The sequence below is a fragment of the Paenibacillus sp. BK033 genome, from assembly GCF_004345425.1.
In the GTDB taxonomy this organism is placed as follows: Bacteria; Bacillota; Bacilli; order Paenibacillales; family Paenibacillaceae; genus Pristimantibacillus.
Genome location: NZ_SLVP01000001.1, coordinates 92,252 through 114,579, shown reverse-complemented (window position 1 = coordinate 114,579; position 22,328 = coordinate 92,252). Strand labels below are relative to the sequence as shown.

The following is a 22,328-nucleotide window of genomic DNA, read 5'->3' as shown; positions in this document are numbered from 1 at the left end:
TAAATTCACCCTTTCGATTAACCCGATATCATCCATAAAGTCAGAGCTCCGGGCGCCACCGCCAGCATAAACGGAAAGGTCCGTCCGTTTTTCGCCCAGGCCAGCCACGACGAAGCACCCCCACGTCCACCGAAATGAAGGGAGGCGAACGCAAACATCCCTTCTGTCATTCTTCTGGCAAAGGGTCTATGAAAAACCAGAAGGACAAGCCCTACCAATCCTGCATACAAGATGGCGTACATCATAAGCTGGAGAACGGCCAATGTGCCAAGCCAAGCTCCCAGCGCGGCAAACAGCTTCACATCCCCCGCGCCAATTCCTTTGGCCAGATGAAGAATCAGCAGCGGAGTGAAGCCTGCCGCCGCACCGTAGATGGCGAGCAATAGCCCGCTCCCTCCTCCGTCGACTAAGGCGTATAAACATCCTCCCGCCAGAAAAGGAACCGTAAGCCGATTAGGAATCGTCATTGATTTCAAATCGGTATATAAAGCGGCAAGCAGCAGCAGGGCTGCAGCCGAGAGCTGTACCGTCATGATGGCAAGTCCTCCTTCTTCGTGACATTAAAGTGCATGGACACCGTTTCGCCTGACGCCGAAGTCGCGGTTAGCTCCCAGGTTCCCGGGGTCGTATTGCCGGATACCAGCCATGTCCACTGCACATAACCGTTTGCATCCGCGGTTGCGCTGCCAAGATGCTTTGCCGTGCTTGTTCCGCTTTTATAGTTAACCGTAAGCGAGGCTGACGCACCCGGCGAGGTGAGAGCTATAACGGTTGCTTTATTTCCGGGCCGCAGCGGAACCGGTTGAATGGAGACGATCTGAATAGGCGTTATGTCGGCCGAGGGGGCATCTTCCTTCGCAGGCGCCGCATCGCTGACCCATACCCGTTCGGATGCCTGCTCGCGCAAAACGATTTTTCTATCCAAGAACGGCAAGGATAAGGGAAACTCGTACTGCGCTTCAATCGTCAAATAAGGCTGCTGCTTTTCCTTCAGATCCGGCAGGGACAAGCGCGATAGTCTCAAACGCTCCTTTTCCAGCACCGCTTCATCCGCAAATTGCCGGAGCAGCGGCTCAACAGCGCTCCTCCCCAGCTCGGTCGCCGCCGCATCCGCTGCCGGCTGCCAGTTTCCTTCAAGGACTGCCGAAGCAAGCGCATCTGCCGGTGCAGGCAGCCAACCGGCGGCCTCCTTTGCTATAGCTCCTCCCCAATCCGGCAGCGGCAGGCCGATCGAGCCCAAATCGGGAATCGAAGAGGAAGCTTTTTGAAAGGTAAGATCGGCTGGACGAATATGCGTCGCCATCTGCCTGACCGTCTGGGATGCCGCCGATTGAAGGGCCATTTGCACGGCGCATAAGCGGATCATCACAATGAACAGCAGCAGGATCATCAGAAACAAGGGCATGACAAGCGCAGCCTCAAGCACCATGCTGCCGTCTTCGCCGCGCCGGGCTTTTTCCCGCCGCCTAATAAGACCAGCCAATCGTTTGAACGGTTTCATACTTGCCGCCAACAACCTTTCCTTGCAAGGATCCAAAATGCTGGACGATATCCATCACACCCGGTAAAAACCACAGCTTGGCAGAGGCCTTTACTTTTCCCGTCAGAGCGGTTGGAATCTTGGATAAGGCAACACCGCCATTATGCTCGATAACGGCAATCATCCGGGCTAACGCGGCAGGGCGGTTGGCACCTCCGTGGACCAGCATGAATAACCGCAGGTAATCCGTATAGGCAACCTCGACGTTTATATATTTGGATAACGGAGCCGATCCGCGTTCGGTAAAGGCTGCCAAATCCTCCATTGTTTTTTCCAGCCCGTACACAACGGAGCATGACAAGACAAGAAGGGGATGGGCAGCAGCCCTGCAGGCCGACAAGCCTTCCATCGTCCGGACCGCCATCCTTACGCCTATCAATTCGCCGTAAGCAGCGGCCAAATTCGCCGTTGGACTATGAAACCCGTAAATGACATACTCGGCTTCCTGATTGCTGAAGGCGACGGCATGGGCAAGCTCGTTAGCGTCCCCGCTCGCAAGCAATGCCCGAAGATTTTGCGGCGCAAAGGAAGCATAATGGGACACCGTATACTCCGATAAATAAACGGAGTCCCTGGCTTGCTCCAGCATATCGGCAATGCCGCCAAACACCCCGCTCATGACGGAAGTCGCAGCTTCCGCTTCCTCATGGGCATCTTCCGCGAAGGCAAGACCTTCCGCTTCCGCCCCGGCAGCCTCCTGGTTGAACAGAAGATTGTCTTTATACCGTTTCTCGATATCCTGAATGACCTGAAGATGCTCCTCGCTTTGAGGAACCGACGTCATCCCGTGCAGCAGGCGGCGGGCCTCGGACCATAGCTCCCCTGCCTTTGCCTCCTGCGCCCGGCGTTGTTTTTTCAGTTCTTTATCGGTCAGCTTCTCCTCGCGCACGTCGAGGCTTGAGCCTTTGCGAACGTAGGCAGCTTCATACTGCTCGTATGCAATCCGGAGATTCACGGCCCCCTCCTTGATCTGCTCGTTGGAAAGATTGGGAGAGGCAAGGCCGGCTGTCAAATTGTTCATAAAGCCTCCCGCTTCCATTTGCAGCGAAGCAAATACGGAAGCCTGATTCGCAATTTCCCCGCTATATTCGGTAAACCAGCCGTCCGGCAAAATAAGCTCATCCGCCATCTTCCGGATCTCCTGCATATCGTTTTCCGGCGCTGTGTCCATAACCGGACCGTCGGCGCCGACACCTGCCGCTTGGTTTCCCGTTACGCGGTCGTAACCGCTGTTGGAAGGTGCGTTTGCCGCCTCCTGTTTGATACGCTGCATGTCCGCGTTAACCTGCTTAGCCTCATTGATTGCTTTGACCGCTTCCTGCTGAAGCTTGTCATGCTGCTTTTTGGCCACAGCAAGCTCCCGGGACATCTCGTCAGTCCAGCCTCTTGCTTTTTCCTCGTAATCCTTGATTTGCTCCGAATAGTTCGTTTTTTTGCCTTGCTGAGCCAGCTGCTGGTCGGTCATGACCCAATTCGCGTACTGGGCGTAATCACCGGCAAGCCTTGCGGCATTCACGGCGCCCGTTGCAAGCTCCAGCGCTTTGGTCGGTATAAGACCCGCAATGCCGCCAACGGTTTCCGAGGCCTGACGCTGCAGCTGCAGGGCTGCAGCGAGCTTTGCCTCCCGCTTGTCATACAGCTTCCGCAGCTCCTCCAGCATATTTACCGTGACAGTCGCTTCCTTCATCGCTCCGGAAAGCGGGGCAAACTTGGAAGCGAGCTCAAGGGTGAAATCCACCGGAGCTTTATACTTCATTTCTTCCAGTACCTGCCGGGCAAACACTTCGTGCTTTCCCAGAACTTCCGCGTTATCGACATGCGCCGATTGGAGCTCCGCTTGAACTAGCTTGAAGGTCCCCTTCTGCCTTGCGGATTGTCCCAGATTCGCCTGTACGGTCTGTTCAAAAATGTCATTGCCGTCCGTCCCTCCCCGTCCAAACAGCCCATACCGTTCGTACAGCCGGTTATCGTAAGCGGAGAGAGCGGAACGGACGCCGGATCTTGCTGCATCCTCGGTGACCTTGTGCAATACCGCCATTCTTGCGTAATCGATCAGCACGGCGGAGAACAAGAGCAGCCCCGACAATACAACCGCCGAAAATATCGTAATCGAGCCGTAAGACGCTGCTGGCTTCTTCACGGCTTGCCTGCTTTCCCGCCGGAGCTGTATGCCGTCAGCGCTTTTCCGGCCTGCTGCTTCGACGTTCCGTTGCTAAATTTGGCGGTATAGTACCGGACCATATCGACATCCCGGATAAACTGAACCGGATCGACGATAGTTGCGGCCGCAACCGTTTTGGGCTCGGACAGCCCCAGCGTAAGCTCAAGCGGGGCAATCGACACCGGCTGCATCAGCTTTACCGCTACCTCCCGCTTTAGCAGGCTGTTCGCGTAAGCGATGTTTCCCTGAAACGGCAGCCCGGCATCGCCTGTCAGCCAAGCCGATGCTTGATGCAGCTTCGTGCCTGCAAGCTCCAGCTTGTCCGTGTTTCCCGACCCCGGGAGTTCCAAAGCCACATCCGTCTGGTCAGCGGTTATTCCAAATAAAGAGCCCAGCGTGTAATCTCCGCTGACCCGCCAGTACAAGCCGTCATATTGACCGGTTGTCAGCATCCCGTTGCGGGCGTTACGGTGACTGTTGTCCCAGCTGAACGAAGCCCGTTCCGCCGTCTCGGAGGCGGAATAATAGAGCACTGCTTTCTGATAGATATACATGCTGAATAATAGAAACATTAGGATAAGCAGAAAGATGACCGGGAACACCAGCGAGGATTCCAGCGTAAAGCTCCCTTCCGCCTGGCGAAGCCATTGGGGCAGCCATCGTTTACGGTCAGTTCGAGAAAATTTTGTCCGCTTCATCATCGGCTTTACCCATCAGTTTCTCGATCAACTGGATAATCCAATCTTTAAATAATAGAGCAATTATAATAACGACCGCGATAATCAGAATCACTTCCAGCGTGCCTAGACCGCTTTCCGACCGCCAGAATGAACGAACGGCTTTACCCAACTTTTTTAACATAGTAAACATCCCCTCTAATCATGGATTGGCAAAATCAAGACATGAGCAGCATCGCAGGTGCCGCAACGAAAACCATTAACACAAGCAATATTCCAACGAGCGGAAAAACAAGCTTGGAGGAGGCCTCTTCCCCGCGGGAACGGGCAACCGCCTTGCGTTTTTCCCATAAGGAATAAGATATTTCCCGTAAAGCAAGGACGAATTGGTCGCCGCCCCTGCGGTAATTAAGCAGCATTACCGTCGTAAAAACGGATACCTCCTGCACCGCGCAGCTCCGGTTAAAGCGCTCAAGCGCGGTACTGAAGGACTCGCCGTTCCTCAAGGCGATAACCACTCTTTCCCACTCCTTATATAAAGGCTGCACCGCCGGGTCTTTTCCCTCCAGGCAGCGGGAGAACGCCTGCAGCACCGGTTCCCCCGCGCCAACGAGCAGCATCAGCTTGCTAAGCGCTTCCGGAAGCTCGGACACAATGGACTGTTTTCTCCGTTCAACCAGCCGGCCCGCTTCCATAAAAGGCCTGACCGGAAGCAGCAACCCTAGCAGCACGCCCATTCCGATAAGCATCGGCTCCTTCGCCAGCACAGCCAGTAGGGCACAGCCTGACAATACGGCATAGCCGAAACCCGTCGTTTCCGCCACATGCCTCTTCGTCTGATTCAGCTGCCAGTCCGTGCCCTTCAGGATAATCTGCTTCGAATGGTAGCTGCTGAGCGGAAGCTGCAGATGCTCGTAAACCCTGCCGCGTTCCAGCAGCCGATCAAAGGGCCTGATAAGCAATAATCCCTTCCAATCCGGTTGTCCCTTCTTCAGAAGCTGAGCCAGTCCGTCCCTTCCGATAAGCAATGACCAGAACAGGACCAGGAGCAGGACAAGAAAAACCATCGCACGCCTCCTACACGCGTATTTGCATAATTCGGTGAATCAGCCAGAAACAAAAGGACAATACGGCAAGACCGACGGTCAGCAGGACATATCCGCCTCCCCCGTACAAGGGCTTCATGTAATCGGGAGCAAAAGCGCTCAGAAAACCGAGGAAGGCGAACGGAACTGCCATCATAATCCGGGCTTCGAAACGCTTTTGCGCAAGCAGAACGGAAATTTCCTGTTTGACCTCCAGCTTCTCTCCGATGGTCTGCGAGGTTCTTTTCATCACTTCGACCAGATCCCCGCCGGAGCGCTTGCATACGGCAAACACATCTGCGAACTGCGTAATATCGTCCAGATGGGCACGCTTTGCCAAGCTGCGCAGCGCCTGCTCAAGCGGTTCCGCATTATCCAGGCGATGCTTGATAATCTGGAATTCGAGCAGCAGCTCCGTATTCGGATCCGGGTACAGCAGCTTGAGGTCATCGATGGTTGCCAGAAAAGCATTTTCCACCGACCGGCCTGCCGCCAGCGAGGATGCCAGGGAATACAGGGCTTCTTTGAACTGAAGCTGCAATCTTTCCTTCCGCCGGAAAAGCAAGGACGACCTGTACAGTCTTGGCGCAGCAAGGCCCCCTACGGCAAACAAAATAGACACTAAAACGGAATGGTAGATGAGATAGACGGCAGCAAATAGAATGACGAAGCCGGCAACCGCCGATCCCATAAACTGCTTATAAGACAGCTGGTACTGGTCATAATCCTGAAGAGGCTTAACGACGGTGACTTGCTTGCTGCGCCGCGTGCCCGCCCGAAAGGAAGAGTCCCATCCGCACCATTCAAGGACCGTCCGGGCTTTTGCTGCGAGAGGTGCTGCTCGAATCACGGGCATATCGCATCCTCCTCCCCAAGCTTAATCCCGGCCATCCTCAGCTTTTCGCGATGCCGGAGCCGATAAGCCGTACGTTTAAGCGTGCCGATCACTTTCCCGTCTTCCTCGCCTTCCTCTTCAAATTGGTAAAGCGGCCGGACCTCAATCTCCCCATTCTCCATCCCGACAACCTCGCAAATTTCCGTGACCCGGCGGGATCGATCCCTAAAACGCGAAAGATGGATGACAATGTCCAATGCGGAAGCGATCTGCTTGCGAATGACTTGAATCGGCATCTCGGCCGCGCTCATTACCATCGTTTCCAGCCGGGACATCATGTCCTTCGGACCGTTGCTATGCCCCGTGGACATGCTCCCCGCATGGCCCGTGTTCATAGCCGCCAGCATATCCAAAGCCTCTCCGCCGCGAACCTCGCCAACAATAATGCGGTTCGGACGCATCCGAAGCGACGCCCGGATTAGATCCCGGATCGCAATTTCACCTTTTCCCTCGGTATTGGCATTCCGCGTCTCAAGGGAAACAAGGTTGGGGACGCCTCGGATTTGCAGTTCGGCGGAATCTTCGATCGTGACAATACGCTCATCCCTGGGAATGTATTGGGACAGGGCATTGAGAAAAGTGGTTTTCCCCGTGCCGGTTCCGCCGCTGATAAAGATGTTGTATTGCGCCTTTGTCAGCAGCTGTAAAAAAACGGCCGCTTCCCCGGTTAACGCCCCCTTCGCCACCAGCTCGTCCATCGTCAGCGGCTTTTCCGGAAATTTACGGATCGTCATCGCCGGTCCCCTTAACGCTACGGGCGGCAGTACGATATGAACGCGCGAGCCATCCTTGAGGCGGGCGTCAACGATTGGAGAAGATTCGTTTACAACCCGGTTCACGCTTGCGACAATGGACTGAATCAGATCCTCAAGCCTCTCTTTGCTTTCGAATGCCACGGGCAGCAGACTAAGCCTTCCGCTTCGTTCGATAAAGATCTCTGAATGGTGGTTTATCATGACTTCCGTCACCGTCGGGTCATCCATTAGCGGTTGCAAAATATCAAGTCCCCGGAACGAATGAAACAGACGCCGAACAAGCAACGCCAACTCCGAAGCGGTTAGAGGATGGCTGCTGCTCCAGGAAAATACCGTCTGCTCCACAATCGCCGTTAACTGCTCGTCCGTCACCGAACCGGAATAATCAAGCCGGTCCTTAATCCGGTTTTTCAATTCTAGGACCGCCTCATCCGTCAGCAATTGGCGCACCTCCTTCCTCCTTGACCAGCTGTCGATACAGCCTCTCCACGGCTGCCATATACGAAGGCGATGCAAGAACAGCGGATGTTCCCTTGCCCTTTTCGGCCGTATCCGGAAGGAAAGCGCCAGCCGGCTTGAAGATGCTCCGATTGGCATAAAGCCGGCCGTCGCTGCGGTTTACGACCAGCTGCAGCCGGGGCTCCAGCAAACGGAACCGCTCCCCGAAACGCTGCATGCCGTACTGGTATGCCAGCTGGCTCTTGCGCTGAACAGCCTGATCCTCCGTTACCAGCCAAATAACGTGACGACTCAGCTCCATTACGGCCAAATGCAGCTCATTCAGTCCTTCGTCCAGATCAATAACAAGGAGATCATATTGACCGGTTGCCGCAATCGCCCTTACAATGGCATCCGCATCCGAGGATTGAAGCGTCATCCGGTCTTCCTGATTCGAGCACGGCAGTATATAATCCGCCCGTAACAACGCATGTCGCTTGCTGTGCCGCCCAAGCCACTCTCCGGCCTTGCCCGGATGCGATTGGAGAATGTACAGCAGCTGGGACAGCCCCTCGTCTCCTTGAGCCGCGCCTGCCTCCAGCCACGTATCCACCGCATTCCAGCGCTCCAGGTTAAGATAAAATACGCGCTGGCCGCTGCCGGCTGCCGTATGAACAAGCTGCCGCGCCAACGTTGTTTTCCCCACGCCGCCGGATGCCGAATATATCGCTATGACTTGAACGGCCTGTTCTCCGGAAATTCCCTGGGAAGCTGGGGCCATTAAGGATGCCATCCTCTGCAGCAAACCCGGCAGCGCCTGATATTGAAGCAGCTCGTCGTAATGCGGGAACTGGCCCGGCGCCGCAACCAGCGCGGCAACCGGAACTCCTTCGGGCAATATCCCGGCAGCAGCCTCCAGCATGCAAGGCTGTGCGGCGATTCCATGAACGGGATAGCCCGATTTCAAAAACTGCACAAACGCCTCCTCATGAGTGAAAGCGGTCAGCTGCCACAGCCCGCTAAACGGACTGTCGCGTACGTAATCGGCCAGTCTTCTTACATAATCCTGCTCCTTGACTGCAATCACGAATTGATTTCTCACTTGCCTGCTACCCGCCTCTCTTCTCTTCCGGCCAACGCAAAAAAGCACCGTAAAAGGCGCAGTTTACCTGCGTCCTTCTACGGTGCTTCCGTACTTGAACCGATTCCATTTATTGCATAAATATTACCACCCCGCCCAAATGCCCGTCAACTAAAATTATTTAAAAAAGAAGACAAACAATTTCGTCTATGTAGATACAAATCGTATCATTTATGCTATAATCGGAAACGTAATGTATCTCGTATACATAAGGAGATACTTCAACATGCGAGAGGAGGTGACAGTATGAAAAAAGTGTGGGAAGCGCCAACTTTGGAAGTGCTTGACGTTAAAATGACTTTCGATGGTGATGTAGAGGTTAACTCTGTTACAACATTCCACGGCAGCCACAGACAATAATTCTCTTCACCTCCTATAACGAGAAGCCCGTTTCCGGCGAGATGGAAACGGGTTTTTTGCGTTCGACGCTCCCCTGCAAAAAAAAGCCAACGCCTATGCGTTGGCTCCGGTCTGATAGCTTAACAGCTTTCTGAAGGTTCCTCTCGTCTCCTGTGACAGCTGCATATAACCGCCTTGCTGCACGATTTCACCGTTATCCAGCACGATGACCTTATCGGCATGCCGGATGGTAGACATCCGGTGCGCAATAACAATAATGGTCATCTTCCCCCTCAGCCTATCCAGCGCTTCCTTGATCCGAACCTCGTTTTCGCTGTCGAGCGCGCTGGTCGCCTCGTCCAGAACCAAGACGGAAGGCTTCCTTAAGACCGCCCTTGCCAGCACGATCCGCTGCCTTTCTCCGCCGGATAACCGAACTCCGCGATCCCCGATAATCGTATCAAGCCCGTCCGGAAGCCTCCTGACGAACTCATCGGAAGACGAGAATCGGAGCGACTCCCACATCTGCTCTTCGGTGGCATCCGGAACAACAAGCTGCAGATTTTCGCGCAATGTGCCATGGAACAGGAAAGGCTCCTGCGCGACGTATCCGATCGATTGCCGGTATGCCAATAGCCTTTCTTCGGTTAGCGGCTTGCCGTCCACGAGCACTTCTCCCTCTTCCGGCTCGATTAATCCCATGAGCATATCCACGAAAGTGCTTTTGCCCGCTCCGGATTTCCCGACGATCGCAGTCATTTGATTGACTGGTATCGAAACGTTAATATTGCGCAAGGCAAGACGCGGAGACGACTTATCGTAGCGATAGCTTACATTGTCGCAAGTAATGCCGTCTTTTATCCGTAGGGACTCGGTCAGCCCGTCTTCCTTCAGCAGGATCGACTCCCGTGCTTCCCGGCTCTCCTTCTGCAGATCGGTTAGCACCTGCATGGCGGGAAGCTGCGACATCATCCGCTCCAGCGAAGACTGGATCGTAATAAACCTCGGCCACAAACGGGTAAAAATCAGGACAACCAGCAGAAGCTGCTCCGGCGCGACCTTCATAAGCTTGATCGAAGCATAAGCAAATACGGCTATCAGAACAACGGAGGAAGCCCGGTATAGAAACTGGGAATTGGCATACACCCGGTAGGCTCTTACGTAGTTCGCTTCAATCTTTCCGCACAGCTCCGTAAACTTTCGGATATGCGAAAACTCAAGCAGGTTGCTCTTCAAATCCTTGATCCCGTTGAAATGATCGCTCAGACCGGCAAAATAGCTGCGAAACAGCGCGGTGGATTCCTTCCCAAGCTTGGCGGATTTCCGCACAAACTTCCGGGAAATAAGTGACAGCAGCAACCCGCTTGCAATAATAATCGAAGTAAGCGTAGGGGACAGCCACATGGCAAAGCCAACCTGGATCAGGGTGAAGGCAGCAGCCGAGACTAACGACAGCAGCATGTTAATGCCGCTGCTTACCCGGTTAAGCTCGGTGGACAGAACCTGATTGAAGTCGGAATTCCGGCGTTTCATGAAAAATTCCCACTTGGCTTTCAATAAAGATTCGTGCGTCTCGATTCTTAACTTTTTAATATAACGCTGTTCGATTTGTATGCCTAAAATGGTTTGATTCCGCTGAAGCAGCGCCTGCCCTCCGACAAGCGCTACGTACAGCAGAAGAATGATTGGCAAATTAAGCGGAATGCGGGACTGCTGCAGCTTATCCATCGCGGCCGAAATAAAGGGAATCGCGCCAACATCCATATCAAACGCGCCAATTAGGCTGAGCAGCGGAATGATTAGGAAGATGCCGATTCCCTCAAGGCAGCTGACAAGCAGCATGAGCACCAGATGGAGATACAGCTTGCTGCCGGAGGAGGAGCGAAGCTTTTGAACCAAAAGGAGTATCTCTTTCACGAGGAGGCCTCCTCTTTAGGCGCCTGCCGCTTCACTTGCCGCCAGAACCATAGGAACGGACGAAGGGGAAAGTACAAAAAGTGCAGCGACCGGGGCAAAGGCAGGACGCTTCTATCCTTCGAGCTTGGATACAGCTTGTTGGTCAGATAAAGCAGCCTTTGCCGCGGATTCATCGTTGCCAGCAAATAACGGTTGAACAGCACCGCAATGTCCTTGCGCTCGGGTTTGGGATACAAGATCAACTCCTCCCGGATGAAAGGTAGCACCATTCGGGCAAGCCTCATTGCCTTTGGCTCGAAAGTCAGTGCATGAGCCTCCTCCGGAAGCAGGGTTCCAAGAAGCTGCGTAGCCAGCAAGAACGCCTCTCCGCCGAGCACTCGGTTTCCGCTCTCGTCGAACAACATGTTCGTTCTGTTCCAATTCAGGAATTGGACCATCATCCGGTCGATATCAAGCAGCCATTTCAGGGATGACCACCCATGCCGCGTTCCATGCAAAATCAGATACACCAGCAAGTCTTCATTGCCCAGCGTAAATACCGATCTGTGCAGGGAGCTCGCCTGCCGGCGTGACCACAGCTCTTCGAAGGATGGCTCAGTCACGGTATCGGGATTGAGGCTCCAATGCAGCTCCACTTCGATATTTTTCTCCCGGTGGATGTAGGAAACATGATGCGTTTTTCGCTCTGTATTGTTTAATACCTCTTCCTCGTCATACTGCTCCGCAAGCACGTAACCGGCTGAGAGCAGCTGCTGCACGCTGGCGTCCCAATCCTGCTTGGCTACCAGAATGTCAAGGTCGCCGGAGGTACGACCGGAGACATCGCCGTACAGCATGGCCGCAAGAACGGGACCTTTCAGAAATAAAGACCTTACCCCCCGTTCTTCCAGCAGTCCGTTAACGCGTTCCATCTCCCCGCGCAGCTGCAGCATCATCATCGTATTGCGCGTATAAAGGGACCGCAGTCTGCTCATGACTAAATCCGGCGTCCACTGCCGATTGGCATTCAGTTGAACAAGCAAAGGATAAAGGACCGGATAGGTCTCGTGATAAACGGCAAACCGGAGGAACAACGGCCAATCCAGTTCATGGGCGAGCTGTGCAGCCTCTTCCGCTTCCAATTTATTGTCACTGCGCAGCAATCGCAGCAAGAAACGCAGTTCGTTAGAAAAAGAGCTAATATCTAGAACCCAGGGTTGGCTCATCTCGATTCTCCCTTTGCCTATTTATCACCCCAGCATTTTGCCAAAAATGCCAACGACGGTGTAACGATCCATAATTTCCGCACCGGTCACGACATGCGGCCCCGTCCGAAGCCAGGCATGAGCGCTCATGGTTCCTTCATTGTTTTTCATTGTTCCTAGATACAACGTGCTCTCGATCCGGCGCTTCTCCAGCATGTTCATGCAGGCAATCGCCATGACGAGACATTTGCTCTCCCACAAGGTATAGCGGCTCATAATCCGTACGGCCCGGGCAATGTTCTGGATGAGCTCCGTCTCTTCCCCCGAATCCGAATAGGAGGTTTCTTTCATCGCAACGCCAAGCCTCGGAGCCGTTCTTGCAAAAGGAATCGCCTTCATAATGCGGGCCCTTCCGAGATTCACATAGGCCTCCAGCAGCAGCAGCTTAAACGCTCTGTCGGCAGCCATAAATTTTCGCAGCCGTCCCATAAGGTTGTTACGCCCCCGCGTTGACAATAAGGCCTTGCTCCGCCAGCTGCTTCAGGAAAGAAGCAACTTGATTCATGCAGGCCTCTCTCTCAATCTCGTATTCCCGGCAAAGCCGGTTTACGATTTCATCCAGCGTTGTAGGTGCGGCAAGCAGCTCCCATATCTCTCCGCCCGAACGTCCGAGATTGAAATATTTGCCGCTTTGGATACTCATCATCACTTTTTCGCCGCCCATATCGCTTACAAGAAAACCTTCCGCCTGAACGATGCGTTCATGAATGAGCACACTGGATGAACTCATAATGAAATCATCTCCCTTTCTCTCACGGTATGCAGAATTTGATTGACCAGCTCCGGTGCCGTATAGCCGGCAGACGGTCTTTTTAGTTGATAGAACGGAATGGCCAGCGCCACCTTGGTTCCGAAGGTAAACAGCCATTGCTCCAGCTTCATTTCCTTTAACACGCGGTCAAGAAAGGAATGATAGCGGAACAGCTGCACCCGCTGCAACGGCGTTAACGGTTGAATTCGAACCTGCGGGACATCCGCTTTCTCCAGTTCGAATATGCCGGCCAGCGGTACCGGCTCCTTGTGGAACAAGTCCGTAACGGGGACTGCAAATTTATCGTAATCTTGCAGGATGGATCGGTAGTCCGAGGCATCCCGCCGGAAATATTCCAGGCTTTGACGCCAAAGCTTCTGTTGCGGATATCCGGGATAAGCCGTCAGTTCGTTTGTCTTCCCGTTCATCGCTATCGCAACAATGTCGTCGCTTAGCAGCTTGTAGCCCGCTTCCATAAAAGCGGCTCCCAGCGTAGACTTTCCCGCCCCGCAGTCGCCAAGAATGGCGTAAGCCTTGCCGTCGATCACGACGCCTCCGGCATGCATCGGCACAATTCCCCTGCGGACGAGCAGCACGCTGCAGCATGCCCCAACGATATAAAGTCGGAATTGTCTCGGATCCGCGTCTTGCAGAGGCATCACCTGAATGAGGTTATCCAACACGCGGTAATAGGCTACGCCGGGCACGTAGATCAGAACCTGCTCGCCATCGGCCCAATTGCGTCTATCGGGTTCCCAATTCGCAACATATTCGCTTAGGTCGGCATAGGCAATCCAAGCATCGGGCTCGGATCCGTCATGTGCTCCCGCAAGCAGTTCAGGCAGTTCGATTTCGCTTGCGAGCCGTAAACCGTAGGCTGTATACATTCGTATGTTATGCTCCATATTGGATCTCACCTGCTCTCTCTTTGATACTAATTGTATCAATATAGACCTGACAAATCAACAAAATGTAGCAAAATAGGGGAGGCTAAGAACTTGCGTGCGCGCCGGCTTCCACGCCGTAATGCTTAAGACTGCTGCCCAAAGGGTCAATGGCGCTTTGCAGGCTGGATAACAGCCGTTCAATAAAGTAACGCTCGTTAAAGGACTCCGCATGCTTCCGGATTATACCGGGATCCCACTCTCTAGTCTCAAACTCACGCAAGGCTCCCATCAATGATTCCGTCGTTTGTTCCTTGAAAAACATGCCGTTTACGCCGGCCTTGATCGTATCAAGCGCGCCGCCGGCCTGGAAAGCGATCACCGGCCTTCCGCATGCATTCGCTTCCAGAGGGGTAATCCCGAAATCTTCCAGCCCCGGAAACAACAAAGCCCGGCAATGCCGCATATAGCTGGTTACTTCTTCGTCGCTCCGTCTTCCAAGAAACTGCACGTTTGGTCCCGCTAGTCCCTCGAGCCGCTTCCGGTCATCCCCGTCTCCGACAATAAGAAGTTTGAGTCCAAGACGCGTACAGGCTTCAACGGCGATATCGATCTTTTTGTACGAGACAAGCCTGGATACAATAAGGAAATAATCGTCAGGCCCGTCCTCGCTAACGGAGAATCGGTCGATCTCTACCGGAGGATAGATGACGGTGGAATCAAGACCGTAGAACTTCGAAATTCGTCCTTTTACCACGCTTGAATTGGCGATCAGCCGATCCACCTCCTTCGAATTCGCTTTATCCCACAGCCGGAGCGGATAAGTAAGCCACTTGGCAATCGTTCGGCGCGTCTTCGATATATTAACGTTCTCGATATACCCGTCAAAGTTCCAGGCAAACCGCATAGGGGAGTGGCAGTAGCATAAATGTACGGCGTTGCCCGGCTTCCGTATGCCTTTCGCATAAGCGCTGCTGGAGCTCACTATGATATCGTATCCCTTGAGATCGATAGACCTGACCGCAAACGGAAACAGCCAGAAGTACAGCTTGTAGTCCCGTAAAATATTCGGGATGCGCTGCATCCAGGTTGCGCGGATGTCCGCCGCGCGCAGCTCGGGAAGCAGCTTCTCGCGATCTACGATTGTCGTATAAATCGGAGCGTCCGGAAACAGCTTGTGCATGACGCCAACAACCCGCTCCGCCCCGCCCATTTGATTCAAATAGTCGTGTACAATGGCAATCCGGTAATTCATTTTGCCACCCCCTTGGTTTGCTCAAGCCTATTATTTCTCTCCGCACTCTCCCTTACCAGCTGCGCGTATACGTGCTCTGTCTTGGCAGCCGCCTGCTCAATGGAAAAATATCCGCCGACCCGTTCAACGCAGTTTACGCTAATCTGCTTGCGCAGCCTGTCATTGCTTTGCAACGACCGGATATGATCCACTAGCTGAGGGATATTGCCGGTCTCGTACAATAAGCCGCTCTTTCCATGCTCGATGATTTCCCCGACTCCGCCGCCGCTCGTCGCAATGACCGGCGTTCCTTGCGCCATGGCTTCAATAATGACCCTCCCAAACGGTTCATTCTCGGAGCATAGGAGCAGAAGGTCCGCGGCGCAGCAGAGCTGATCCACGTCATTTCGGAAGCCGGTAAAACGGATATGACGGGTAACGTTCAATTCGTCGGCCAGACGCTGCAGCTCCTTAAGATAATGAAGGTTTTCCTCGCGGAACTTCGGCTCGCCGACTATCCATAAATAATTCTCCTCTCCCTGCTGGATTAAGGAATGCAATGCCCGAATCGCGTCCTCCTGCCGCTTCCACGGCGCAATTTGTCCGATTATAACCATAACCCTGCCGCCTGCGGGCGTATCCAGTTGCCGCCGGAGGTCAATCCGGTAACGCTTTTTCTCCAGCTCGGAGAAAGGGCTGAGTACGGCTCCGTTATGAATCAGATGAACGGTCCCGGAAGAGCTTCCGAATCCCTTCATGACAGGCTCGGAAATCGCGATAAACGCTTGAGCTGCTTTCGCGGCGTACATCCGGATTAACTTGCCGACAAGTCCTTTCGGAGGATTATCGTGGAGATGCCAGACAACCGGAATACGGTGACGCCAGTAGAAAAGGGAAGCCATCATGCCTGCACGAAGCGAATTGGCATGGATAACCTCCGCCCCGCCCGCCATGACCGCGTCCGATAATTGCTTCCCGGCCCTAATCATGCCGAGAATCCCGGCTGCGAGCCTTAACGGGTTGCGGGATAATCTGGCGTTATAGCTCGGCAAAGCAACAACGAGAAGCCCCGCCTCGCGCGCACGCTCGAGCAAATCCCCTTCCGGAGCCATAATCGTTACCTCTGCCCGCTTGTAATGCGCGGCAGTCACAAGCAGATTAATCTCCGCCCCGCTAACGGAGCTGGTATGGTTATAATAGGCGATTCTCATCTATGTACGGCCTCCCTTCTCCGTTTCTCCTGCGCCTCCTTGAACACATCCGTCACCGCTGAGGTTACGCTGCCCCAGGTATAACGCCCAAGCACATGCTCCCGGCACGCTTCCCGCGTCGGCAATGCGATCTTTCCTCCCAACGCGTCGATCAGCTTGCGGCCGATGGCTTCCGATGTTCCTTCCTCGAAGAGAAGTTCCGGGGTGAACCGGCTTAGTATCTCTTTGGTTCCGCCGTAAGGCGTTCCGAATACCGGCGTTCCGCATGCCAATGATTCGATCGTGACAAGCCCAAAGCCTTCAAGCGTAATCGTTGGGACAATGCTGTAATCCGCGGCCTGGTACCACTCGACAAGCTCTTCGTTGGATACTCTGCCAAGCATCTTCACTTGGCCGGACAAACCAAGAATATCGATCCGTCTCTCGTATTCGCTTCGCATCGGACCGTCTCCCGCGATAAACAGCAGCGCTTCCGGATAATGGTCTGCGACCATTCTCATTGCCTCGATCAGACGGTCTATTCCCATACGCTTTACGATTCTGCGCGCACAGAATAAAAGTCTCTGATCCGTCCGGATTCCAAGCCTAGTCCTCAGCCCGTCCCGGTCCGAATGCGGCTTGAACCGATCGTGCTCCACGGCGCCGGGGATAATATGTATTTTCCGGCGGTCTACGCCGTAATGGTCCGTTAAGATATCGCGGAAATATTCGCTGAGCACGATAAAGCTGTCCGAACGCCGGTAAGTGACCTGCTCGACCTGCTTCTTCAACAAATAGCGGGCTTCCCGGAACAAGGGGGAGCGTCCGCCTTCCTCGATCTTGGATTCCATCGCCCACGGTCCGTGAAAATGAGTTACGATCGGAATATGCTCCGGCAGCGCCTGCCGGGATATCATCGATGCGTAAAGGGCGAAATGAGGATTAAACACATCGGGACGGAAGGACTCCAGCGCCTCTAGCGTAAACTTGCGCACGGATCGGATCCGGGCCAGAAGACTTCCTTGCCCGTAATCAACCGTGTTGGCCACGTTCAGGCTCGTCTCCAGCTTCATGCCCGGATCCGCGACTACCAGTCCAAGCTCCGCATGACCGTGCTCCCGGAGAGCCCGGTTATAATCAACGAAATAACGGTTTAGCCCTCCGGGCTGCAGTTCGTTCCATCCTAATCCGGTCGTCAGCACTTTCATTGTTATCACTCTTTCCTGTCATCCTTATTTATCCGCTAATCGCCTCGCTGCTTTCCTTCGGTCTCCTGCCCCTGTTCCTCAGCATCTCCTTCATCCATATCCAGTCTTCCTTGTCATAGAAGAAAGAGGACCACTTCAGCTTCATCTCGTAGGAATACAGGAACAAGATAAGCAGGAAGTTGACGAATGCGGATAGCAGCAAGGAGTACGCTGCTCCGATAATGCCTAAATGAGGAGTAAAGATATTAATAAACAAAGCGTTCATAAATAGGGACAATACCTTCAAAAGCGTCGCCCTTCCAGGCTTATCCGTTGCCATATAGCCCTGTGCAAGCGTCCACGTCGCGCTTGCGACGGCCGTGCTCAGGACAAGCACCCGAAACACCGGAATTGCCCCCTCGTAGGAGCGGCCATACAGGATGAGCAAGGCATAAGGGGCAAGAAGAATAACCGAGGCAACGAAAACCAGCGTAATCACCGTACTGATTCGGTACACTTTAAGCGTCAGCCGGATCGCTTCCTCCCGCTCGAGTCCCGACGCCTGCGGGAACAAGACGGATACGACCGAGGATTGGATAACGTCCAGCATTTTCGCGAGACTGAGCGCTACCAGGTAAATCCCCAGACTAGCCGGGGACAGCAGGCCTACGACAAGCACCTGGTCGATATAAAACGATAACGTGCCTGCCAGGTCCGTACCGTAAGAGCGGATACCGTATTGAACAAGCTGTTTGGAAGAGCCGATAATATCCTTCTGCTTAATCGAATAAATGCGGAGCAGCCTGATCATGGTCCACAGCGTTATCGGCAGCGTAGGAGCTAGATAAGCAGCCGAAGAATAAAAGGAATTGACGTGTCCGGAGACAACCATTACACCGAGCAGGACAAGCGTAATGATATTAGGCAGATAACGGATCCTATTGTACAGACGGTATTCCTCTCTCGCCTGCAGAGCGGCATTGTTAATCACGCCAAGAAGGCTGAACGGAATCAGAATTAACGCCCAGCAGGCAAACTCAACTTTTCCCGGGGAATAACCCTTCATCCATTCGGGAAGAAAAAATAGTCCGCCTATCATCGAGAAGATGCCGAGCGTGAAGCACATCCACAAGGAAGCGACGTACAAGGAGCCCTGCTTGCTGCGTTTTTGCTTCATGTAGTACACGATCGAGGAAGGGAGTCCAAGCGTCACAATGTAAGACAACAGCTGCGGCCACATGATCATGGCAGCCTGCTCTCCGCGTCCTTCCGGTCCCAGGTATCTGGCAACTATAATACCCGTCAGCATATTCAGCACGAGAATAAACACATTGGAAGCAAAAATTTGCGCCATATAGCCGAAGCTATCTTTCCGTTTAAGTACATTTAATAGGGCCATGTGCGGATTCCTTTCACGATTCTACGAGAGGCACGGACTTGCGGACGGCTGCTTGCTCCATCAAGCTTACGTATTGCGCGGCCATCCCCGACCAGGAATGCTGAAGAGCCGCATTCCTCGCATCGATGCCCATCCGCCTCAATCGCTCCCGGTCTGCCGCCAGGTTCCGAATCGCTTCCGTCAAGGCTTCCGTATCATCCGGGTCATCGATTCCAACGGCGAATTCATCGGCAAACAAATCGGCTGCCCCGCATATCCGGCTTGCTATAACCGGAGTGCCCGCCGCCAACGCTTCCAGCAGGACAAGCGCAAAGGGCTCGTAACGGGAAGGATAAACAAACATATCCGAAACCGACATCCAATCGGCCATATTGGTCCTGTAGCCCAAGAACCGCACCCTGCTCCCTATTCCGAGTTCGGCAGCCATTTTCGGATACGGGCTTCCCTCAGTACCGCCAACAACCAACAGGTGAACATCCTGAATATTGCTAAGAGCTTTCAAGACGGTATCCAGGTTTTTGCGCGATGACTTGATGTCTCCGGCAAACAGGGCATAAAGCTTATCGTCTTCAAGCTGAAGCTCTGCGCGCGTTGCCCGCTCCGGATAAAATTCCTGCAGGTCAACGCCGTTCCATATAACCGCAATCCGCTCCCCGCCAATACCCGCATCCCGGATCAGCTCCTGCCTGATCCGCTCCGACACGGCAACAACAACGGAGGTCCGCTTCATCGCATGCTGCTCCAGATAGCGGTTCAAGCCTGTATAAACCCATTGATACAAGGAGGATAGGCTTTTGCGTTCCCGGAAAGGATGATAACGCGACGCCAGCCAGGCGCTGTGAACGAAATGAATGCAATTGATATCCGATCTCGCGTAAGTTACAAAGCCATTTACGACGATGAGATCGAGCTGCCTCTTTCTTGCTAACAGCTCGAAGGTCGTACGGATGGCGAACAGCTGGTTGCGAAGCAGCTCGGTTGGCACCCGGCCTGCGGACACCCTTCTCCATTCCACCTGAGGATGCCGCGCGAGGTCCTCCGACAGCTCGGAAGAGATGATCATTACCTCGTGTCCCTGTCTCAGAGCTTCGAGTATAACCTCGTAATTGACCCGGCCTTGTCCATCGCCTTTTCTCACCTTATGGGTGACGAAGCAGATTTTCATGATTCTCCTTCTCCCCCCTCAAGAAAATCATAGATACGAGAAACCATAAGCACGCCCCGCCGCTGCCCGGCAGGAAATTGTTGCTCATAAGCAATACTGCGGCGCCTGCCATCGAAGCAAAGGCGAGATGGTAATATTGGCTGGACTGCTTCTCTCTTTTTAGAGCCAGAACGGTAAGATAGATCAGGAAACCGAGAAATGCCAGCCCTCCCGGCAAACCGAAGGTATAAAAGATGTTGAGAAAGCCGTTATCAAACACCTGCATCGCATTTTCGTTCAGCTTCGCGCTAAGGCCCGTGCTGCCCAGGCCGTTGCCCATCGGGTTAACCGATATCGAATCCAGAATGAATGTCGAGAATGCAAGACGGTCGTTATAGGAGACATCCTCATTCAGATTGCCAAAGGTATCGAACCGATTCGTAATCGTCTCCGCCCCTGGCAATCCCGGAAGTATAAATTGATAGCATAGGAACAGCACGACGAGAATTGTGATCAGCTTGAATTTATGGGCGGACTTGGCTTGCAGGAAATAGACCAGAATCATCGCCGCAAGCGCGATCCAGCTGCTTCGGACAAGCGTGAGCAGAAACCCGAAAGCGACGATAACCATACCGATTAGGCCTAATGCCCGCCATTTTTTGTTCATGGTCATAACCGCTAGGGCAAATCCGAAAAACACGCCCGCAGGGCCCGGAGAGTTAAGCGTCGAAAACACCCTTACCTTTAGCGGCTCCGGCTTTCCGATCGACAGCATCTCCGAATGTATCATCCAGAACTTATCCCAGGGCGGAATAAGAAAATATTGATAGATGCCGTACACGGCCACGAGAACGGCTATATAAGCAAAGCCTTTAAGCAGCCAGTCCCTGGTGTGGCTTTGGAACGGGCTGACATTAACGTAAGCAATAATGAGGAGCGGAGTGGCATAGTTGATTAGGTCGAAGCTGGCTGCGATTCCGCCGTATTGAATGATGCCGATCAAAAATCCGTAAAGAAGAACGGAGAGGGCGATCATTTCGATCCGGAGTACCGTTTTCGACAGCTTCCTGAAGTTATTGACAATCGGGATCAGCATAACGAGGCTTACAAACAAGGGGGCAGTAGATAAAATCGGTGTCTCACTGTAAGCTCCAAAGCTCCAATCGAGCAGACGCCTCAGTTCGGGATAGATCGCCCATACCGCAAGCAGATAGGGCAGGTATAGGACGGGTTTTACCTGTTGGAGGAACCATCCGATCAACGTGAGGGCCATAACGATCGAAAGCTGCCACAGTCCCGCGAAATAATCGTGCATGGCGGCTAAGTAACCAATGATCAGCACCATAAGCAATACGGCGATTATGCTGATGCCCTTGAGCAGGATGACCCGGGTGATATCTAAGAGTTTGACCACATTTTCCACGTTTTCCAACCATCCCATCTGCCCGTGTATGTCGTGCGCAACTTCCGAAAGGCGGAAATGCCTTCGCGCGGAACCATTCGAATCATTTGTAACAACCCGGGAGAAGGGCTGCTGCCGACGAGCATGCTGTATAGAAGATAGACGGCTCTTCGGAATGCGCCGGAATGCTTCAGGATGATGTAGGTTTCATTATGTGCCATATTGATGCATGCGGTTTCGTTAAAGGTGTTCCGCTTGTCCTCATCGAATCGTTCCGCCGGATAATGGTTGACGCATACGCTTGGATCGTAAAGGACGCGCCAGCCTCCCTGTTTCACGCGCAGGCATATGCCGATCTCCAAATGAACCTGGGCGCCGCTGCCTTTGAGCCGGTCGTCAAATGCGATCGAACGAATCGCCTCCTTGCGGAAGCTCATATTGGCCCCTTTCAAAATATCGACCTCTCTGGCCTTTCCGATTCCAATATGATGGTTGCCGGACATTCTCCCAAACCAATACAGCTTTCCGACATCCTCGGACCGGCCGTATTCCAGCTTGCCGGAATGATAGACCCAGTCCTTTCCCCCAAGAGCCCCAAGCCGGGGATCCATGCTGTAATGCTTTTCGATTCGTTCCAGCCAGTCCGGATAAGCAACCGTATCGTCGTCCGTCATGACTATGATGTCGCCGGTCGCTTGCCCGAAGCCCTCGTTCAAAGCCGCTACCGCTCCCGGCTTACTCACAATGGCCTGCCTCAGCAGCTCCGAAGGATGTCCGGACAGGAAATCGATCGTTTCCTGATCCGAATCTCTCGCGACAACAATGATTTCATCCGGCAGCCTCTGCTGATTGAACAGTCCTTCCAGGCCATTCTTCAAGCTGCTTACGCGCTTATAGGACGGGATGACGACACTGATCCTCATGGGCCATTCACTTATCCTTCCT

22 protein-coding genes are annotated in these 22,328 nt (G+C 53.6%); 1 reads left to right on the top strand and 21 read right to left on the bottom strand.

Annotated elements, in window-relative coordinates:
- Positions 1-17 precede the first annotated feature (17 nt).
- The 9 genes from EV294_RS00520 to EV294_RS00480 are packed head-to-tail and all read right to left on the bottom strand — an operon-like array spanning position 18 to position 8,653.
- Positions 18-533, bottom strand: coding sequence for an A24 family peptidase (locus EV294_RS00520; protein WP_132303090.1), 516 nt, complete (start codon positions 531-533; stop codon positions 18-20).
- Complete coding sequence (locus EV294_RS00515; RefSeq protein WP_132303089.1) at positions 530-1,501, bottom strand: TadE/TadG family type IV pilus assembly protein; 972 nt, start codon at positions 1,499-1,501, stop codon at positions 530-532. The genes EV294_RS00520 and EV294_RS00515 overlap by 4 nt, the downstream gene beginning before the upstream one ends.
- Positions 1,467-3,680, bottom strand: coding sequence for a hypothetical protein (locus EV294_RS00510; RefSeq protein ID WP_132303088.1), 2,214 nt, complete (start codon positions 3,678-3,680; stop codon positions 1,467-1,469). The genes EV294_RS00515 and EV294_RS00510 overlap by 35 nt, the downstream gene beginning before the upstream one ends.
- Positions 3,677-4,402: a TadE/TadG family type IV pilus assembly protein gene (locus EV294_RS00505; protein ID WP_132303087.1), complete on the bottom strand. Its 726-nt coding sequence runs from the start codon at positions 4,400-4,402 to the stop codon at positions 3,677-3,679. The genes EV294_RS00510 and EV294_RS00505 overlap by 4 nt, the downstream gene beginning before the upstream one ends.
- Positions 4,371-4,562 carry a Flp1 family type IVb pilin gene (locus EV294_RS00500; RefSeq protein WP_127490866.1) on the bottom strand — a complete coding sequence of 64 codons (192 nt, stop codon included), beginning with the start codon at positions 4,560-4,562 and terminating at the stop codon, positions 4,371-4,373. The genes EV294_RS00505 and EV294_RS00500 overlap by 32 nt, the downstream gene beginning before the upstream one ends.
- 34 nt (positions 4,563-4,596) lie before the next feature.
- Positions 4,597-5,445 carry a type II secretion system F family protein gene (locus EV294_RS00495; protein WP_132303086.1) on the bottom strand — a complete coding sequence of 283 codons (849 nt, stop codon included), beginning with the start codon at positions 5,443-5,445 and terminating at the stop codon, positions 4,597-4,599.
- Positions 5,446-5,455: 10 nt separating this feature from the next.
- On the bottom strand, positions 5,456-6,319 hold the full coding sequence (locus EV294_RS00490; protein WP_132303085.1) for a type II secretion system F family protein: 864 nt from the start codon (positions 6,317-6,319) through the stop codon (positions 5,456-5,458).
- Positions 6,310-7,563 carry a TadA family conjugal transfer-associated ATPase gene (locus EV294_RS00485; protein ID WP_132303084.1) on the bottom strand — a complete coding sequence of 418 codons (1,254 nt, stop codon included), beginning with the start codon at positions 7,561-7,563 and terminating at the stop codon, positions 6,310-6,312. Before EV294_RS00485 ends, EV294_RS00490 begins: the two co-directional genes overlap by 10 nt.
- Positions 7,541-8,653, bottom strand: coding sequence for a P-loop NTPase family protein (locus EV294_RS00480; protein ID WP_132303083.1), 1,113 nt, complete (start codon positions 8,651-8,653; stop codon positions 7,541-7,543). Before EV294_RS00480 ends, EV294_RS00485 begins: the two co-directional genes overlap by 23 nt.
- Positions 8,654-8,938: 285 nt before the next feature.
- On the opposite strand from EV294_RS00480, the gene EV294_RS00475 reads away from it, so the two are divergent.
- On the top strand, positions 8,939-9,052 hold the full coding sequence (locus EV294_RS00475; protein ID WP_015842861.1) for a paeninodin family lasso peptide: 114 nt from the start codon (positions 8,939-8,941) through the stop codon (positions 9,050-9,052).
- Between the two features lie 93 nt (positions 9,053-9,145).
- On the opposite strand, the gene EV294_RS00470 is transcribed toward EV294_RS00475, so the two are convergent.
- The 12 genes from EV294_RS00470 to EV294_RS00415 all read right to left on the bottom strand — a co-directional run bounded on the left by EV294_RS00470 (position 9,146) and on the right by EV294_RS00415 (position 22,306).
- A complete protein-coding gene (locus EV294_RS00470) occupies positions 9,146-10,948 on the bottom strand; it encodes an ABC transporter ATP-binding protein (protein ID WP_132303082.1) in 1,803 nt (600 codons plus the stop codon).
- Positions 10,945-12,153, bottom strand: coding sequence for a nucleotidyltransferase domain-containing protein (locus EV294_RS00465; RefSeq protein WP_132303081.1), 1,209 nt, complete (start codon positions 12,151-12,153; stop codon positions 10,945-10,947). The genes EV294_RS00470 and EV294_RS00465 overlap by 4 nt, the downstream gene beginning before the upstream one ends.
- 24 nt (positions 12,154-12,177) lie before the next feature.
- Positions 12,178-12,621, bottom strand: coding sequence for a lasso peptide biosynthesis B2 protein (locus EV294_RS00460; RefSeq protein ID WP_132303080.1), 444 nt, complete (start codon positions 12,619-12,621; stop codon positions 12,178-12,180).
- Positions 12,622-12,628: 7 nt separating this feature from the next.
- A complete protein-coding gene (locus EV294_RS00455) occupies positions 12,629-12,922 on the bottom strand; it encodes a lasso peptide biosynthesis PqqD family chaperone (protein WP_132303079.1) in 294 nt (97 codons plus the stop codon).
- Positions 12,919-13,830, bottom strand: coding sequence for a phosphoenolpyruvate carboxykinase (ATP) (locus EV294_RS00450; protein WP_132303078.1), 912 nt, complete (start codon positions 13,828-13,830; stop codon positions 12,919-12,921). The genes EV294_RS00455 and EV294_RS00450 overlap by 4 nt, the downstream gene beginning before the upstream one ends.
- Positions 13,831-13,933: 103 nt before the next feature.
- Positions 13,934-15,082: a glycosyltransferase gene (locus EV294_RS00445; protein WP_132303077.1), complete on the bottom strand. Its 1,149-nt coding sequence runs from the start codon at positions 15,080-15,082 to the stop codon at positions 13,934-13,936.
- Complete coding sequence (locus EV294_RS00440; RefSeq protein ID WP_132303076.1) at positions 15,079-16,272, bottom strand: glycosyltransferase family 4 protein; 1,194 nt, start codon at positions 16,270-16,272, stop codon at positions 15,079-15,081. Before EV294_RS00440 ends, EV294_RS00445 begins: the two co-directional genes overlap by 4 nt.
- Positions 16,269-17,459, bottom strand: a complete 1,191-nt coding sequence (locus EV294_RS00435) for a glycosyltransferase family 4 protein (protein WP_132305159.1) — start codon at positions 17,457-17,459, stop codon at positions 16,269-16,271. The genes EV294_RS00440 and EV294_RS00435 overlap by 4 nt, the downstream gene beginning before the upstream one ends.
- 28 nt (positions 17,460-17,487) lie before the next feature.
- The gene (locus EV294_RS00430) at positions 17,488-18,792 is read right to left on the bottom strand and encodes an oligosaccharide flippase family protein (protein WP_165930541.1); all 1,305 of its coding nucleotides are present in this window, start codon (positions 18,790-18,792) and stop codon (positions 17,488-17,490) included.
- A 58-nt stretch (positions 18,793-18,850) separates the two neighbouring features.
- The gene (locus EV294_RS00425; RefSeq protein WP_132303074.1) at positions 18,851-20,002 is read right to left on the bottom strand and encodes a glycosyltransferase family 4 protein; all 1,152 of its coding nucleotides are present in this window, start codon (positions 20,000-20,002) and stop codon (positions 18,851-18,853) included.
- Entirely contained in the window at positions 19,977-21,404 is a 1,428-nt protein-coding gene (locus EV294_RS00420) for an O-antigen ligase family protein (protein WP_165930540.1), read from the bottom strand. Before EV294_RS00420 ends, EV294_RS00425 begins: the two co-directional genes overlap by 26 nt.
- The gene (locus EV294_RS00415; protein WP_132303072.1) at positions 21,380-22,306 is read right to left on the bottom strand and encodes a glycosyltransferase family 2 protein; all 927 of its coding nucleotides are present in this window, start codon (positions 22,304-22,306) and stop codon (positions 21,380-21,382) included. The genes EV294_RS00420 and EV294_RS00415 overlap by 25 nt, the downstream gene beginning before the upstream one ends.
- Positions 22,307-22,328 lie beyond the last annotated feature (22 nt).